Below are 16,412 nucleotides of genomic sequence, written 5' to 3' on the forward strand. Positions count from 1 at the left end.
CTCAGTCATGCTTCAACCCTAAATGACCACCGGGGCCGCGCCGGCCCTTCGCGGACAGCACGGGCCCGGGGAAAAGCACCTAGATGGCCGAAGCGGCACCCTCGCCGTCCCGGATCCGGTTGACCACGGCGGTGGTGGAGCGTTCCGCCACGTAGTCCAGGATGGCCACCCGGCCTCCGTACTCCTCCACCGCAGGGGTCTCCGCCAGCATCTCCGGGGTGTAGTCACCGCCCTTTGCGTAGACTTCCGGGCGGAGCTGCCGGATGAGCGGCTCGGCGGTGGGCGTGTCGAAGACGGTCACGTAGTCCACGCAACTGAGCGCAGCCACCACGGCGGCCCGGTCACCCACGGCGTTGATGGGGCGCCCGGCGCCCTTGAGCCGGCGGACGGAGGCGTCGCTGTTGAGGGCCACCACCAGGATGTCGCCCAGCTGCTTGGCCTGATTGAGATAGCGGGTGTGCCCGCTGTGCAGCACGTCGAAGCAGCCGTTGGTCAGCACGATCCGCTGCCCCTGGGCCCGGTGCACCCCGAGCTGCCGTTCCAGTTCGTCGGCGCCCAGTGCGGTGTCCGCGAAGGCCCGCAGGTAGCGGCTCAGCTGTTCCGTGCTGCAGACCGACGTGCCCGCCTGGTGCACCACCACATCGGCTGCGGACTGAGCCAGGTCCAGGCTTGCCGTCAGGGGCAGCCCGGCCGAGCGGCCCAGCGTGAGTGCCGCAACGAATGTGTCGCCGGCACCGGAGGCCTGCTTCTCGGCCGCCGGCCGCGCCCATGTCCGGTGCCGGACGCCGTCGGAGGTCAACAGCACCGTGCCGTCGCGGTCCAGGGTGACCACCACCGCCCGGGCGCCGGTGGCAGCGAGCAGCGCTTCCGCCTGCGCGCCCACGGCGTCCACGCGTTCCTGCCCGTCGGGCAGCCGCACGTCCAGGAGCCGCGCCGTTTCCTGCGCGTTCGGTGTGACCAGGTCCGGCCGCAGCGGGGCCCAGGGGCGGGGATCGTGCGAGTCGACCACCACCAGCGGCCGCCGCACCGTGCCCTCCCGGGCCCCCAGCGCCTCCACGAGTCCCGCCTGCACAGGCCCGGCAAGGACGCCGTTCCCGTAGTCGCAAACCAGGACGGCATCCTGGCGTTCGACGGCGGCGCGCACCGAGGCGGCCAGCGCGGCCAGGGCGTCGGCCGGCACAGTCCTGGCTGAGTCGTCCAGGCGCAGCATCACCTGCCCGCCGCTGCTGATCCTGGTCTTGGTGGTGGTCACCATGTCCGGATGGGTGTGCAGGTGCCGGACGTCGATGCCGGCGGCCACCAACTGGTTCCGCAGGTCCACGCCGGCATCGTCGGTGCCGATGATCCCAGCCACGGCAACCCGGGCACCCAGGGCGGCCAGGTTCATGGCGGTGTTGGCTGCGCCGCCGGGAACGGACTCCCGGACCTGGATGTCCACCACCGGGGCGGGCGCCTCGCGGCAAAGCCGCTCAATGGTGCCGCTCCACCAGCCGTCCAGCATGAGGTCGCCAACCACCAGGATGCGGGGTTCCTCCGCCGCCAGGCGCCCGGGCAGCCACTCGGACAGCGCCCGCTGGCTGGAGAGGTCCACGGCTTCAGGAGACGTGCTCATGGCTGGTCCTTTCCTGGGGTTCTGGCGGGCGGGGCAGCAATGTGCACCACCTTCACCTGGCTGAACTCGTCCAGCAGCTCCGGTCCGTAACCGAACCCGTGCCCGCTTTCGCCGCGTGGCTGTGCGGCACCACCCGGGGCGCCGCCGAAAACCTCATTGACCTTGACGGTTCCCACCGGCAGGGCAGCCACCGCCTGCTGGATGTGCGCGATATTGCCGCTCAGGACTGTGGCGGCGAGGCCATACCTGCCACTGCATGCCAGGCGCAGGCCGTCGTCGAACGTCTCCACCACCTGCACCGGGGCAACCGGGCCGAAGGTCTCCTCTGTCATCACCTGCATTCCCTCCGTGCAGTCCAGCAGCACCGTGGCCGGGTAGAAGGACCCCGGCCCGTCCGGCAGGGCGCCGCCTTCAACTGCCCGGGCACCCTGTTCCAGGGCCTCGGCAACCTGGGCGTGGACCTCGTCGCGCATGCGCAGGTCCACCAGCGGCGCCACAGTGCCGTTGCTGTTGCGCTGCGCGGCCTCTGCCTGCAGGGCGGCGCAAAACTCCTCCGCGATGGCCTTGTGGACGTAGATCCGTTCCACCGCTGTGCAGATCTGCCCGCTGTTGCTGAAGGCGCCGATGGCCGCCTGGCCGGCGGCCCAGGTGGGATCCACGTCGCCATCCACAACCAGTGGATCGTTGCCGCCGTTCTCCCTGATCACGTGGGCTCCGGTCAGCGCCCCGGCCCGGGCGATCCGGGCGCCCGAGGCGCTGGAGCCCACGTGCGCCAGCACATCCACCTCCGCCTGCGACAAAAGGGCGCCCACCTCTGCCCCGCCGTTAACGGTGAGGAACACCCCGGGCGGGAAGGCAGGCGCCAGGACCTCGCCGAGCGCTTCGCCCAGGCGCGGGCACCGCTCGCTGGGCTTGTGGATCACGGTGTTGCCGGTGACCAGGGCTGCGCCGATCAGGCCACAGGCCACCGCCACCGGATCATTCCAGGGCGTCAGGAGGACCGCCACGCCCCGGGGTTCGGCCACCGTGTAATCGGAGGCGAGCCGGTTCCCTCGGAGGCTGTGGCCACGGTGCACCGGGCCGAGTTCGGCGTACTGCTCCAGGGTGGAAACCCCTGCCGCGATCCCGGCGAGAGCTTCCTCCACCGGCCGGCCGGTTTCGCTGGCGTTGAGGCCGGCCAGCTCCTGGGCTGCGGCATCGAGTGCCCGGGCGGCGCTGCGCAGCGCCGCTCCCCGCTGTGCAGGGGCCGTGGAAGCCCATTCGGCGGTGGCGCTGCGGGACACTTCCACGGCATGGTCCACTGCACCTGCTCCGGCTTCGGGCACCGTCCACAGGATGTCACCGGTGCGCGGATCCCGGATGGTGATGCCGGAACCGCTGGCGGTGTCCTGGCTGATGGTTTCGGTGGCTGTTGTAGGCATGGGGTTCCTCCCGTCGGTTCATGCAGGGCCGGTCTGGGGCTTAGGGCCAGGAGCCCTCCTCCTCGTGGCAGACCAGCATCTCGCGGACTTCGCAGCCCTTCGGCTGGGACAGCGCGAACAGGATGGCCTGGGCCACGTTCGCCGGATCGTTGAGCCGCGAATCGTCCTGCGGCTTGTACTGTTCGGTGCGGTCGTCGAAGAAGCGGGTCTTCATCCCGCCCGGGATCATGGTGGTGACCCCGATTTCCCCGCCGGTCTCGGCGGCGAGCGCGTGGCTGAAGCCCACCACGCCGAACTTGGAGGCGCAGTAGGCCGTTGCGTCAGCTACAGCGCGCTTGCCAAGCGTGGAGGCGACCGTGACCACCCGGCCATGGGTGGACTTGAGGTACGGCAGCGCGGCCCGGACCACGGACACGGTGCCCATCAGGTTCACCCCGATGACCTTTTCCCATTCCGTGGCTTCGACGTCGGCCAGCTTGCCGCAGCGGTCGATCCCGGCTGCGGTGACCACCGCGTCCAGCCCGCCCACCGTCTCGGCGGCTTCGCGCACCGCGGCCTCCACCGCCAGGCGGTCGGCGACGTCCACTTCGAAGGCCTTCACGCCGGAGACGTTGCTGATGTCGCGGTCCAGCACCACCGGGGTGCCGCCCGCGTTGAGGACGGCCTCGACGACGGCGGCGCCCAGTCCGGAGGCCCCTCCGGTAATGAGGACGCGGCCGGGTGCATGCGATTCTGCGGTCATGGTGTTCCTTTCAATGGGAAATACGATGTCGTGCTGCGCTGCCAGGGCCGGTCAGCCCACCTTGGCGAGCGCGTTGGCGAGTCCCGTGGTGGAACGCGCCGGGTGGTAGGGAACCGTGAGGCAGCGGCCGCCCCAGCTTTCCACCAGGTCTGATTCCGGGAGCCGGGCGCCCTTGTAGTCGCCGCCCTTGACCCAGATGTCCGGGCGCAGCCGCTCCAGGGCGGCCTCCGGGGTGTCCTCGTCGAAGACCAGCACGGCGTCCACGCACTCCATGGCGAGCAGCAGCTCGGCCCTGTCGTGCTGGCCGATGATGGGACGTTCCGGGCCCTTGAGCCGCCGTACCGAGTCATCCGAATTCAGGCAGACGATCAGGCAGTCTCCCAGCTCGCGTGCCGCGGCGAGGGAACGGACGTGGCCTGCGTGCAGCAGGTCGAAGCAGCCGCCGGTGGCCACCACGGTTCCGCCGTTCTGCCGGACCGTCCTGGCCAGCAGCAGCGGTTCGGTGGGGCGGCGCTTCGCTTTGAGGGACCGTGCCGGCGCGTCCGACGCCGCCACGCCTGTTTCCTCCTCCGGCGCGGCAGGACCGGTGGTGCGGTCCGGAAGAGCCGCTACTCCTCCGGCAGCGAGGAAATCGGCAGCGTCGTGCACCGCCAGGCCGGCAGCCTCCTCCAGGGTCCTTCCGGCCAGCAGGTGCACGGCCAGGCCCGCTGCCAGCCGGTCCCCCGCCCCGCACGGATCACCCGCTTCCACCCGGGGAGCAGGCACCTGGAGCGGATTCTGGCCATCGCGGCGCAGCAGGACGGCGCCCTGCTCGCCCCGGGTGACCAGCACCGCGTTGCTCTGCCAGTGGTCCAGCAGGATGCGGCCGGCCGTTGCGGCCTGGTCCCCGGAGCCGTCCTCTTCACCGCCGGCTGCCGCATTGTCCTTGGCGGGCTGCGGGCCTTTGTGCGCCAGGGCCTGGGCGGCCCTGACCGCTTCGGACAGGTTGGGCGTGGCCACGGCCACCCCGGGCACCGGGTCCGGACCGGAAGGATGGGGATCCCAGATGACGGGCACGTTCGGGGCCAGCCGGGTAAGGAGTTCGCGGAGCCGGGGATTGGCGGCCACTCCCCTCCCGTAGTCGGCGACGATGATCACGCCCGCCTGTTCAACGGCGCTGAGCATGGCGGGGTTGACGTCGGGTACGGGGGTCTTCTCGCACCCCTGGTCGAAGCGCACCAGGGGATGCGAGCCTGCCCGCACCCGGGTTTTCACCGGCGAGGGGTAGCCGCTGGGGCCCGCCACGAGCCGCACTCCGGCGAGGTGCTCCTTCAGCTGCCGCCCGGCGTCGTCGTCGCCAAGGACCGTCACCAGGGTGACGGGCCAGCCGTCCTCGGCCAGCATCCGGGCCACCAGCCCGGCACCCCCGGCACGACGGCGGATGCCCGAGACATCCACCACGGGAACCGGCGCGTCGGGGCTGAGGCGGGTCGCCTCACCTGAGAGGTCAACGTCCAGCATGACGTCCCCCACCACCACGATTCTCATGGCCGGCCACCTCCCACCGTGGGACTGCGGCGGGCCACCTCGAGGTCGAAGGCCCGGCACACGGCGTGCAGCGCGATCAGGTGCCCTTCCTGCGCATTGGCGTTGAGGGCGTCGATCATCACGGCCTCGTCGCAGGCGTCGGCCAGCGGGTTGGGTCCTGTTCCGGTCAGCGCCCAGGTGGTCACGTTGAGCCGTGCTGCCGCCTCCGCGGCGCGCAGCAGGTTGGGGCTCTTGCCGCTGGTGGACAGCAGCATCAGCACATCTCCGGAACGGGCATGCGCCCGGACCTGGCGGGCGAACACCTCGTCATAGCCGTAGTCGTTGGCGATGGCCGTGACCGCGGAGGATTCAGCGTGCAGGGAGATGGCGGAGAACGGGACGCGTTCGCCGTCGAACCTGCCCACCAGTTCGGCGGTGAGGTGCTGCGCCTCGGCGGCGGACCCGCCGTTGCCGGCTGCGAGCAACCGCTGGCCGCGCAGCAGCCGCTGGGCGAGCTCCACTCCCCAGGCGGCGAGCCTGCCGGACTGGCTGCGGAGCGAATCGAGCGCCGGAACCACGTTGTCCAGGTGGCTGCGGACGGCGTCGGCACTGTCCGGGTCGACAAAGGCCGCTCCCGGCAGCACTGCGGGCAGCGCCGGCGCGGTGGCCAGCGCCGTCAGGTCGGCTTCCCTCAGGGACCATTCAGCAGTCACAGCGCTGCTCCTTCCATGGGTATGGCGCCGGCCGGGGTCTCCGCCACGGCGAGCTGGTAGGCCTTCTCCGTTTCGGCGGCCACCCGCTCCCACGAGTACCTGGTGCGGGCACGCACCTGGCCGGCGTTGCCGAGTTCGGTGCGCAGGTCCGGGTTTCCGAGCAGCAGCGCGAGCGCTGAGGCGATTGCTTCCGGGTCCCGCGGGGGCACGTGCAGGCCGGTGGCGTGGTCCAACACGGTGTCCCGCAGGCCGCCTACGGCAGCCGCCACCACCGGAACGCCGCACGCCATCGCCTCCAACGGGACGATGCCGAACGGCTCGTACCAGGGCGCGCACACCACGGCATCTGCGCTGCGGAAGATCCCGGGCATTTCGGCGCGGGACACCTGCCCCTGCAGCGACAACTGGTCCTCGACGCCCAGTTCGGCAGCCAGGGCCAGCAGCCGGCGCACCTCCGGGTCCGCGTGCAGCGCCCCGGAATCGCCGCCACCGCCCACAATGAGGAGCTCGACGTCGTCGAATCCCGCGGCGCGCAGGTGCGGCAGGGCGCGGATCACCAGGTCGACACCCTTGCGCGGCACCAGCCGCCCCACCGAGAGGATCCGGTAGCGGCGCTTCCGGACGGCCGTGGGTCCCTCAGCGGAGAAGAAGCCAAGGTCCACGCCGCAGGGGGCGATGGAGATCTTGCCCGTGGTGATACCCATGGCCTTGAGCTCGAAGACCTCGTCGGAGCAGGTGGCAATGATCCGGTCCGCAGAGCGCCCCACCCCGGGCTCGAGCCAGCGGCGTTCGGCGGGGCTTGTGTCCTCTGCGCCCTGGTGCCGGCGTTTCACCGTGCCGAGGGCGTGGAAGGTCTGGATCACCGGGACGCGGTATCCGGCGTCGGGCCGGCGCGCAGCGTCAAGCGCGGCGAGGCCCGACATCCAGAAGTGCCCGTGCACCACGTCCGGCGGCCGCTGGCCCCAGTCCCGGGCCACCCCGTCAGCGAGCTCCCCCATATAGGGCAGCAGCTCATCCTTGGGAACGTGCCGGGCGGGTCCGGCATCGACGTGGACAACCTCAAGCCGGCGCCCCACCCGGACCCTGGCGGGAAGCTCCGTTGCATCCCTGCGGGTATAGACGGTGACGTGGTGGCCCCGCTCGGCGAGCGCCTCGGACAGCGCGGCAACGTGGACGTTCTGTCCGCCCGCGTCCACTCCGCCCAGGGCTGCCAGCGGACTGGCGTGCTCAGAAATCATGGCGATTTTCATGGGGTCTTCCTCTCTAGCACCGGGACAAGGATCCGCTCGTCCGGGTGCTCATTGACGGAGTGCCGGGGCTGGCTCCGCAGGTCCGCCAGCAGCTCATCCCAGCGGTCCTGGAACGTGCCCAGGTTGTAGCGTTCCAGTGCCGCCTCACGGGCGGCTGTGCCCCGCCGTCGGGCTTCATCCGGGTTGGCGACCAGCCGCTGCGCACAGCGGAGCAGCTCGTCAATGTCGGCGGACACGGCGCCAGCTTCCGGCGGCACCGCCCGCGGCGCTTCGGTGGTGGCCAGGGCCACCACCGGCATCCCCAGGTGCATGGCTTCCAGGAGGGACAGGCCCAGGGACGTCCAGCGCATGGGGTGCACGTAGACGCGGCACCGGGCCAGTTCCCGGTGCAGTTCCTGCGTCTTCAGGTCGCCGCGGGCCGTCAGCCTGGAGGCGTCTATCCCGGTTGCGGCAGCGAGCCCGTCCGTCTTCATGCCGAACACTTGGAGGGGTGCCACGGAGGCAAAGGCCGGCAGCAAATCTGTCCCGGTCACCCGGCCGCGCCGCACCGGCTCGTTGACCACCACACCCAGCTCGGCCAGCTCCCCGGTGTATAGGTGTCCGGGATCCGGGATTCCATGCTCAATGACGGTGACGGGGGCGGAGCCGTTGTCCCAGGCCAGCCTGTTGAAATGGGTCACGTGGACCACCGGGATACTGTCCTGGTCAGCGAGCGGATGGCAGGTATTCGGGAAGTTGCCCTTGGGGGTGTTGTGCTCCACGTACACCGCCGGCAGGTCGCGGCCCGGGGTCCGCCCCAGCAACCGGGCCACTTCCGCGATCTCTTCGGGGCGTTGAAGCACCACGGCGTCAACGGCGTCGGCGTCGAGCGTTGCCAGGTCCACCTCGCGCACTGAAGGCGGCCAGTCCCTGCCGGCACGGCCAAGTCCCCAGGCACCACCTTCCGGCAGGACCGGAAGCAGGTACTCATGACGTCCGCGGACAAACGCGTCCGTCCAGGAACCGTGGACATGCCAGAGCAGGATTTTCATCTGTTACGGGCCTTTCTACGGGTGCTGACATGGGTGCTGAAGGAGCTAACTCCGCCGATCAGCCGTTCGACGGCAGCAACCACCTCCTCGGGTGAGACGGAGTCGAGGCAGGGATGGCCCGGGACCGGGCAGACGCGGGCGCGGGTCATCCGGCAGGCGGCGTTTTGGTCACCCAGGAGTTCCAGCGGCACCCCGTACGGCGCCCAGCGGATGGCCGGAACCACGGGCGAAAACAGGCACGCCACCGGAGTGCCCACTGCCGCTGCGAGGTGGGCGGGACCCGTGTTCCCCGTGACGACCGCGTCGGCCCCCGCCATGACCCCCGCCAGGGTGGAAAGGTCGGTCCGGCCGCCGAGGTCCAGCGCCGAGGGACCGGCCACCGTGGCGGTCAGGGAGGTCTCGTTGGGACCACCCGTGACCACCACATGGTGACCCGCGCCCTGCAGGAGTTCGACGGCCGCCGCGTGGTGCAGCGGCGGCCACGCCCTGGCCGGGACGGCAGCCCCTGGATGGACCACCACGTAAGGTTCGGTTCCCACCAAGTCCCGAACATCGGGGATGGACGCCAAGCGGAGCTTGCCGTCGTCACCGGCCGGCAGCCGGAACCCGGCCGCCTCCGCGATCCCCAGCGCCCGCTCGGCCTCAGGCTGGTCCTCCGGGAAATCCTCCCCGGGTTTGAGCCGGACATCCAGCAGCGAACCGGCGTAGTCAGTGGACGCGCCGGTGATCCGCTCCACCCCGGCCAGCCTCAGCAGCAGGGCCAGCGGCAACGGGGACTGGTGGAAGGAAGTGAGGATGACCGCTTCGGTGATCCTTGAATTGCGGACGAAATCGATGAGCCGGTCCGCGTGGGGACCGGTCATCTTTGGCGCGGGGTTCATGATCCACGGGCTGTCCCAGCTGTAGACCTCCGCGGCGCCGGGCAGCAGCGCAGCGGCGGCCTCCCCCTGCCGGCCGCACAGCATCACAACGTGGTTGGCGCCGCTGCCGTCAGGAATCCGGCCATGGGCCACCGCCCGGACCGCAGGCCCGGCCAGGAGGACATCGCCCATGCTGTCCAGGCGTGCCACCAGCACGCGGCCCATCAAGGCGCCCCCTGCAGCAGGCCGACGGCGCCCGCCAAGTCAGGGGCGACCAGCCGCGCCGCTGCCACCTCCTCAGCCCGGGTCACCGGGGTGGGAACCAGCACGCCTGTTGCTCCAGCGGCCTCCGCGGCACGCACATCGGCCCCGATGTCGCCAATGAGTGCTGCCTCGGATTCGGCGATGCCCAGCTTCCGGCAGGCGCTGTGGATCATCCCGGGCTGCGGCTTCCGGCAGGTGCAGCCGTCCTGCTCCGAGTGCGGGCACACTTCCCACACGTCGAAGGGCCCCAGCAGTTCTTCCACCCTGGCATTCACGCCCGCCACATCAGCTTCGGTGATCAGGCCCCGCGCGATGCCGGACTGGTTGCTGATGACACCGGTGGCGATGCCCTCGGCCCGGAGGCTGTCCAGCACGGCTTTGGCGCCCAGCATCGGCCGGACCAGTGCTGGGTCCCCGTTGTAGGGCACATCGACCACCAGGGTTCCGTCCCGGTCGAACAGGACAGCGCGGAACTTGGACGTTTCGGAGCTTCCCATATCCAACCTGTTCCCTCCTCCTACTGCTCCTAAACAGGGACGCGGGCTTTTCTCGGCTTTCGGACCGGAAAGATCCGAGCCGCTGAACAGGCAAGATAGGAAATTCTGGGGTTGCTACTGCTCCTTCCGCACTGCCGCGAAGATGGTTTCCGTGGCGGGCGTACTGGCTTTCAGGGACTAAACGGGCCTTGCCTTGGCACCCATCCGGTGGGCGTTGGCGGCCAGGCCGGAACCCCTGCCGCTGCGGACGCTGCGCAATGATCCTGCGCTGCCGCCTGCCCGGCCTGTCGCGGCGCTTCCGCTGGCTGTGCGGGTACCGCCGTCCTGGGCAGTGCCGCCGGGAAGGGAACTGTTTTCAAGCCGTCGCTGGAGTTCCACCAGGACGCGGGCCAGCCGCCGCGAAACCTGCATCTGGGACATGCCGAGCCGTTTCCCCAACTGCACCTGGGTCTCCTCGCAGAAATAGCGGCGGTATAAAAGCTCCCGGTCCGCGGCGTCCAGGTCCTGCATCGCTTCACGCAGGCAGGCCAGGTCCTCCAGCCGCTCCAGTGGTGTTTCCGGGCAGGCCAGCACGTCTCCGATGGGCGGCGCGTCGGAGTTGGGGTTGACGGCGTCGAGGGAATCCGGGTGCATGCTGCTGGATGCCGAGATGGCTTCCTGGACTTCCGCAGGATCCGTCCCCAGCTCTCCGGCCAGTTCCTCCACGCTGGGGTTCCTTCCCAGTGCCTGGGTCAGTTCCGGCTCGGCGCGGAACAGCCTGGTCCGGAGATCCTGGATGTGCCGTGGTGGGCGGACAACCCAGGTGCGGTCCCGCAGGTACCTCTTCAGCTCACCGGTAATGGTAGGGGCGGCGTAGGCGGGGAAACTTTCACCCTTGGACTGGTCAAACCCGCGGGCCGCCTTGACCAGGCCGAGGTAGGCCACCTGGTTCAGGTCGGCCCGTTCGCGCCCGCGTGCCTCGAACCGGCCGGCAAGGGCTTCCGCGAGGTCCAGGTAGCTGAGGACCAGGTCGTTTTCAAACGTTTCCCGGAGGCGTCCGGAGGCGGCGGTTGAGGGGTTTCGATGCGGGAGTTCTGGTTGTTCCCGGTGGACTGGCGTAGCATCCACGGCAAGCGCGGCGAAGTATTCGGGCATTGTCGTTGGTTCCCTCAGTCTGGTTCCGAAAGCCTGCGGCAAGACTTAGAAGTAGGAAATCATAAGGTTGCTTATAAAACAATCCTTCCCGCTATAGGCTCAACACATAAGCGGAATCAGCACACCCCCGCCGAGGAGCCTTTTTCATGCGCATCGCCATCACCGGAGCCAGTGGAAACGCAGGGACAGCACTGCTGCGGAACCTGCAGGGCCAGCTGTCAAAAAAACCGGGAAGCCTGGAGGTGGTTGGAATGAGCAGGCGGCTCCCGGACACCACCCGGGAGCCGTATTCAGGTGTTGCGTGGCACGCTTTGGATGTCGGCCTGGAGCAGGACAAGCCACTGCTGGAGGCAGCGCTGCGCGGGGTGGACGCCGTGGTCCACCTGGCATGGCAAATCCAACCCAACCGGGACCTTGAGCAGCTCTACCGCACCAATGTCACAGGCACCAGGAACGTTTTGGCGGCGGCCAAGGCAGCAGGCGTCAAACAGGTTGTCTGCGCATCCTCCGTCGGCGCCTACAGCAAAGCACCCAAGGACAGGCGCACGGATGAATCATGGCCGGCGGAGGGCATGCCGGGCTCGCATTACAGCCGGCACAAAGCCGAACAGGAGAAACTGCTGGATGACTTCGCCGCGGCCGAGCCCGGCATCTCCGTGGCGAGGCTCCGGCCGGGCCTGATCTTCCAGCGGGACGCGGGCAGCGAAGTCGGCAGGTATTTCCTGGGTCCCGTATACCCGCGGCTCCTGCCGGCCCGGCCCCGGGTTCCGCTGCTGCCTGCACCTGACAACCTCGTCTTCCAGGCGGTCCACGCGGACGATGTGGCGGAGGCATACTGGCGGGTCATAGACCAGCGGGCCAGCGGGGCATTCAACATCGCCGCCGAACCCGTCCTCACACCCCAGGAACTGGCGCGCATCGTTGGTTCGCGCAGGATCCTTCCGATCCCCATGGGACTGCTCCACAAGATGGTGGGCCTGGCCTGGTGGCTGCGACTCGTGCCCACCGATTCAGGCTGGGTGGACATGGCAGCCGGGGCACCGGTCATGGATACCAGCCGGGCACGCCGCATCCTGGGATGGGAAGCGCGAACTTCATCCGTCGACGCCGTCAAGGAAGTCCTGGAGGGCATGGGAAAGGGGAAGGGAGTAACCCCTTCCCCCGTCCTCAAACCGCGCAAACCCTGATCCGGGATGCCTCCCGGGCCTCTAAACGGGAGCCGCTGCCAGGCTAGATACCGGTCCGCGGGTTGTCGCCGTCCCGGCGCGCTGCTTCCTCGCGGGCAGCGTCCAGCCGGTCGCGGTCCACATGCGTACCCTCTTTCCGCTCAGCACGTGCGTCACCTGCCGCCGCACCGAGGGGGCCGGCGTCACCACGGGAATCCATCCCCCGCGGGGCAGCATCCCGCCCGACGTCGGGGTCCACGTCATCCGCCTTGCGGGTATGGTCCGCCACGTCGGCACGAAGTGACTGGGCTTCCCGGGCCGTCGCATCGGCCTCCTGCTTCAGCCGTGCGGCATTCACCTGCGCCTGCTCCGCATCAGCACGGGCACGCGCTGCCTTTGCCTCGCGTTCCCGGGCATCAAGTTCCATATTCTGTGCCTCATGGCGGATTTCGGCCGCTTTTTCCCGGTGGGCTTCATCGCGTTTTTGCTGCATCGCCTTCCGGCGCCGTCCGGTTGCCAGCAGCAACACAATCAGGACCAGCACAACAATGGCCACTACCACCCAAACCCATGGAGCTGTTTCCAAACTACCCACCACTTTCCACTTCGATGTCCGGGCAGGCCTGCGCCATTCCGGCTGACGTTTCCTGGAACCGTTATAACTCGCTTAGCAAGGGTACTTACCTTTTATTAGTAATCATGCTTATTATTTTACGGCCAGTATTGCTGGTTCTTGATCAACAACCGGCCTTCTTGGAAAGAGAGAGCGAAGATGACAGAGAACCAATGGCCCGAGGATCCCGCCTACACGGCTCCCCCGGCCTCAACGGGAGTACCGGGCGAGCGGACTGCCGCCACCTTTCCAGCCGCCGCCACTCCGTCGGCCGGGGCACCACAGACCGGTGACACGTCAAGCGCGTCCCGCAAAGACGCAGCAAAGGAAGAAGCAGCGGACGTAGCCCGCACGGCAAAGGATTCCGCCCAGGGCGTCGCCCAAACGGCCAAGAGTGAGGCTGCCAATGTGGCTGCCGAAGCGAAGAACAGCGCGCAGGACCTGCTGCACCAGGCCAAGTCAGGCCTGAGCAGCCAGGCCGGCACCCAGCAGCAGAAGGCAGCCGAGGGGATCCGCACCATCTCCGGCCAGCTGCAGAGCATGGCTGACGCCCCGGACCAGCAGGGCATGGCCAGCGACCTCATCCGGCAGGCCGCTGAACGCACCTCCTCCATGGCCACCTGGCTCGAGAACAAGGAACCGGGGGACCTTCTGACCGAAGTCCAGCGCTTTGCCCGGAACCGCCCCGGAACCTTCCTGCTGCTGGCAGCGGGCGCCGGCGTCCTGGCCGGCCGCCTCACCCGTGGCCTAACCGCAGGCACCCCGGAAACCTCGTCGACAACACGCCCCGGCGCCGGTCTTTCCGGGCAGTACTCCGGCACCCAGTACGGTGACCAGTACAGCGAGTCGTACGCCCCTGCGGGCGGCACCGTCCCGCCCCCTCCGGTCCAGCTCCCCGGCCCCGCCACCACCACGGCAGGGTACGACGGCGGCGCTCCCGGCAGCGGTTATGCCGAACCCGTGCGTCCTGCCAGCGCCCTGGACAGCCCGCAGCTGGTGGAAGAACCATGGTCGGGCAACCGGGTTGCCGACGATCCCCTCCGCGACCGCGACCTGGCGGACGATCCCATGGCTGGGGACCCGCTCACCCGGGACCGCAGGGCGGATGGCCAGACTGGCGGGTTGTGATGAGTAGCCAGATTCCTGAGGTGCCGCCGAGTGAGGCGCATCAAAAGGCCGATAACGCCTCCCTTGGCGAGCTCCTGGGCGATGTGACCCGGGACCTGTCCACCCTGATGCGCCAGGAAGTGGAACTGGCCAAGGCCGAACTCAAACAGTCCGCCACCCGCGCCGGGAAAGGCTCCGGCATGCTCGCCGGCGCCGGCGTGGCCGGACACTTCGTCCTTCTCTTCCTGTCCCTGGCCCTGATGTTCGCCCTCGGCGCCCTGATGCCCCTGGGCTGGGCCGCCGTGATCGTTGCCGTCCTCTGGGCCATCATCGCCGCGATCCTGGCCAGCATTGGCCGCAAGGAACTCAAGCAGATCAAGGGCCTGCCGCAGACCGGCGAAACCCTCTCCGAAATCCCCCCAACCCTAAAACCAGGTGAGGTCAACCGATGAGCGAGAACCCTGACGCAATCCGCCAGAACATAGAAGAAACCCGCGCACGGCTGGGCACCAACGTGGACGCCGTCGCGGACAAGGTCACCCCGTCCAACATCGTCAACCGCCAAACCGACAAGGTCAAAGACGCCGTGACCGGGGTCAAGGAGAGAATCATGGGAGCAGCAGACCACGCCACCACCCGCGTGCAGGACACCATGCACTCCGGGACCGGCCACACCAGCGACGCCCTGCACAGCACCGGGGACACCCTCCACGGCGCCAAGGACAACGTCTCCGCCAAACTCTCCGATGCCGGCACCGCAATCTCCCAGGCCCCGGACCAGGTCAAAGCCAAGGCGCAAGGCAACCCCCTGGCCGCAGGCCTGATCGCCTTCGGCGCCGGAATGCTCGTGTCATCCCTGATCCCGCCGAGCCAGAAAGAACGCGAAGCCGCGGACCAGCTCAAAACCGCAGCCCAGCCCCTGGCCGGCAAGGTCACCGACGCCGCCAAGGACATGGTCCAGGACCTCAAGGAACCGGCCCAGGAAGCGATGGAAAACGTCAAAGCCACCGCAACCGACGCAGCCCAAGCAGTCAAAACCGAAGGCCAGCACGCCGCCACCGACATCAAGGACCGCGCCACCGACGCCAAAACCAACGTCCAAAACACCTGATCCCAGGCCGCGGCAACGCAAGCCAACTGCACGCTATGACAGGCCGGCTCCGCCACCCGCGGAGCCGGCCTGTCCGTTTCAGCCCTTGATCGAGAGGACACATCATGGCCACTCACGACGCATCCGAAACCAGCACCGCCAAGGCAGGGCAGGCACCGGATCCGAACGACTCCAGGAAGCCGGACAGCCCCAAGGACGTGGACAAGCCATCCTGGAAATACATACTCAAGAAGACCCTGCGCGAGTTCAACAAAGACCAGTGCACTGATCTCGCTGCAGCGCTGACGTACTACGCCGTCCTGTCATTGTTCCCGGCCATCCTGGCCCTCGTGTCAGTGATCGGGATCTTCGGCGATCCGGAAAAAACCACTAATGCCCTGCTGGAGATCGTCCGTGGTTTCGCCCCCGCCGAAACTGTCAATACGGTGGGCGGAGTGGTCGAGGACCTGGCCAATGCACCGGCGGCGGGGCTGACGCTGGTCATCGGCCTTGCCACCGCCCTGTGGTCTGCATCGGGCTACGTTGGTGCGTTTGGCCGGGCCATGAACCGGGTGTATGAGGTGGATGAGGGCCGGCCGTTCGTGAAGCTGCGCGGAACGATGCTGGTGGTCACCCTCCTGGCGATTGTCCTCATCGCGATCCTCGCCGGCATGCTGGTCCTGAGCGGTCCTGTCGCGGAGGCAGTGGGCGGTCTGATCGGATTGAGCGGCGTTTTCCTCGCGGTCTGGGACATCGCAAAATGGCCGGTGATGGTGGGCCTTATCATCGTCATCATCGCGGTGCTCTACTACGCCACTCCCAATGTGAAACAGCCGAAGTTCAAGTGGATGAGCATCGGTTCGGGCATTGCCCTGTTCGTCTTCCTGCTTGCTTCCCTCGGCTTCGGGTTCTACGTGGGCAATTTCGGCAACTACAACAAGACGTACGGTGCCCTGGGCGGCGTGATCGTCATGCTCCTGTGGCTCTGGATCCTGAACTTGTCCCTGCTGTTCGGCGCCGAGTTCGACGCCGAGCTGGAACGTGGCCGCCAGCTGGAGGCCGGCATCAAGGCCGAAGAGACCATCCAGCTTCCCCCACGGGACACCAAGAAGAGCGAAAAACTCCAGGCCCAGGAGGAAGAAGATATCCGGCATGGCCGTGAACTGCGTGAAAAGTACAGCGCCCAAAACGGCGGGAGCCCGGAAGATCCGGACACGAATGACAAGAACGGGCAACAGGAAACGGAGCCGCACCGCGACCGGGTAAAGGACAAGGTGCGGGACCGCGCCGAACATCGGGAGTCCCCGGGCGGCGAAGGAAACACCAACAGGCAGTAGCAGCAGCCGCTATACAGGGAGAGGTACAGTGTCCGGCGCAGGGCACTGTACCTCTCCTGTGTGCGGTGG

The 16,412-nt window shown here is 68.3% G+C and carries 16 protein-coding genes; 5 read left to right on the forward strand and 11 right to left on the reverse strand.

Annotated features, from left to right (window positions below; genetic code table 11):
• Window positions 1-79: 79 nt before the first annotated feature.
• The 10 genes from rfaE2 to AC5RUO_RS14980 all read right to left on the reverse strand — a co-directional run bounded on the left by rfaE2 (window position 80) and on the right by AC5RUO_RS14980 (window position 11,030).
• Window positions 80-1,612, reverse strand: a complete 1,533-nt coding sequence (gene rfaE2 / locus AC5RUO_RS14935; protein ID WP_494010950.1) for a D-glycero-beta-D-manno-heptose 1-phosphate adenylyltransferase — start codon at window positions 1,610-1,612, stop codon at window positions 80-82.
• A complete protein-coding gene (locus tag AC5RUO_RS14940; RefSeq protein WP_494103932.1) occupies window positions 1,609-3,033 on the reverse strand; it encodes an aldehyde dehydrogenase family protein in 1,425 nt (474 codons plus the stop codon). The genes rfaE2 and AC5RUO_RS14940 overlap by 4 nt, the downstream gene beginning before the upstream one ends.
• Before the next feature lie 40 nt (window positions 3,034-3,073).
• Window positions 3,074-3,775 carry an SDR family oxidoreductase gene (locus AC5RUO_RS14945; protein WP_494010952.1) on the reverse strand — a complete coding sequence of 234 codons (702 nt, stop codon included), beginning with the start codon at window positions 3,773-3,775 and terminating at the stop codon, window positions 3,074-3,076.
• A 51-nt stretch (window positions 3,776-3,826) separates the two neighbouring features.
• Window positions 3,827-5,302 carry a PfkB family carbohydrate kinase gene (locus AC5RUO_RS14950; RefSeq protein WP_494103933.1) on the reverse strand — a complete coding sequence of 492 codons (1,476 nt, stop codon included), beginning with the start codon at window positions 5,300-5,302 and terminating at the stop codon, window positions 3,827-3,829.
• Window positions 5,299-5,994: a D-sedoheptulose-7-phosphate isomerase gene (locus tag AC5RUO_RS14955; RefSeq protein ID WP_494010954.1), complete on the reverse strand. Its 696-nt coding sequence runs from the start codon at window positions 5,992-5,994 to the stop codon at window positions 5,299-5,301. The genes AC5RUO_RS14950 and AC5RUO_RS14955 overlap by 4 nt, the downstream gene beginning before the upstream one ends.
• Window positions 5,991-7,244: a glycosyltransferase gene (locus AC5RUO_RS14960; protein ID WP_494103934.1), complete on the reverse strand. Its 1,254-nt coding sequence runs from the start codon at window positions 7,242-7,244 to the stop codon at window positions 5,991-5,993. Before AC5RUO_RS14960 ends, AC5RUO_RS14955 begins: the two co-directional genes overlap by 4 nt.
• Window positions 7,241-8,275, reverse strand: a complete 1,035-nt coding sequence (locus AC5RUO_RS14965; protein WP_494010956.1) for a glycosyltransferase — start codon at window positions 8,273-8,275, stop codon at window positions 7,241-7,243. The genes AC5RUO_RS14960 and AC5RUO_RS14965 overlap by 4 nt, the downstream gene beginning before the upstream one ends.
• Window positions 8,272-9,360: a glycosyltransferase family 9 protein gene (locus AC5RUO_RS14970; RefSeq protein WP_494103935.1), complete on the reverse strand. Its 1,089-nt coding sequence runs from the start codon at window positions 9,358-9,360 to the stop codon at window positions 8,272-8,274. Before AC5RUO_RS14970 ends, AC5RUO_RS14965 begins: the two co-directional genes overlap by 4 nt.
• The gene (locus AC5RUO_RS14975) at window positions 9,360-9,896 is read right to left on the reverse strand and encodes a D-glycero-alpha-D-manno-heptose-1,7-bisphosphate 7-phosphatase (RefSeq protein WP_494010958.1); all 537 of its coding nucleotides are present in this window, start codon (window positions 9,894-9,896) and stop codon (window positions 9,360-9,362) included. The genes AC5RUO_RS14970 and AC5RUO_RS14975 overlap by 1 nt, the downstream gene beginning before the upstream one ends.
• Before the next feature lie 177 nt (window positions 9,897-10,073).
• Window positions 10,074-11,030: a sigma-70 family RNA polymerase sigma factor gene (locus tag AC5RUO_RS14980; protein ID WP_494010959.1), complete on the reverse strand. Its 957-nt coding sequence runs from the start codon at window positions 11,028-11,030 to the stop codon at window positions 10,074-10,076.
• A gap of 146 nt (window positions 11,031-11,176) precedes the next feature.
• Between AC5RUO_RS14980 and AC5RUO_RS14985 the strand changes: the two genes are divergently transcribed.
• On the forward strand, window positions 11,177-12,217 hold the full coding sequence (locus tag AC5RUO_RS14985; protein WP_494103936.1) for an NAD-dependent epimerase/dehydratase family protein: 1,041 nt from the start codon (window positions 11,177-11,179) through the stop codon (window positions 12,215-12,217).
• A 43-nt stretch (window positions 12,218-12,260) separates the two neighbouring features.
• Here the strand turns inward: AC5RUO_RS14985 and AC5RUO_RS14990 are convergent, their stop codons facing one another.
• A complete protein-coding gene (locus tag AC5RUO_RS14990; RefSeq protein ID WP_494103937.1) occupies window positions 12,261-12,752 on the reverse strand; it encodes a hypothetical protein in 492 nt (163 codons plus the stop codon).
• Between the two features lie 216 nt (window positions 12,753-12,968).
• On the opposite strand from AC5RUO_RS14990, the gene AC5RUO_RS14995 reads away from it, so the two are divergent.
• The 4 genes from AC5RUO_RS14995 to AC5RUO_RS15010 all read left to right on the forward strand — a co-directional run bounded on the left by AC5RUO_RS14995 (window position 12,969) and on the right by AC5RUO_RS15010 (window position 16,343).
• Entirely contained in the window at window positions 12,969-13,937 is a 969-nt protein-coding gene (locus AC5RUO_RS14995) for a hypothetical protein (RefSeq protein WP_494010962.1), read from the forward strand.
• Window positions 13,937-14,368, forward strand: a complete 432-nt coding sequence (locus AC5RUO_RS15000; RefSeq protein WP_494010963.1) for a phage holin family protein — start codon at window positions 13,937-13,939, stop codon at window positions 14,366-14,368. Before AC5RUO_RS14995 ends, AC5RUO_RS15000 begins: the two co-directional genes overlap by 1 nt.
• The gene (locus AC5RUO_RS15005; RefSeq protein WP_494010964.1) at window positions 14,365-15,027 is read left to right on the forward strand and encodes a DUF3618 domain-containing protein; all 663 of its coding nucleotides are present in this window, start codon (window positions 14,365-14,367) and stop codon (window positions 15,025-15,027) included. The genes AC5RUO_RS15000 and AC5RUO_RS15005 overlap by 4 nt, the downstream gene beginning before the upstream one ends.
• 104 nt (window positions 15,028-15,131) lie before the next feature.
• Window positions 15,132-16,343 (forward strand): YihY/virulence factor BrkB family protein, encoded by a 1,212-nt coding sequence (locus AC5RUO_RS15010; protein WP_494010965.1) that lies wholly within the window; start codon window positions 15,132-15,134, stop codon window positions 16,341-16,343.
• Window positions 16,344-16,412 lie beyond the last annotated feature (69 nt).

Source organism: Arthrobacter sp. Y3221087 (assembly GCF_059089905.1).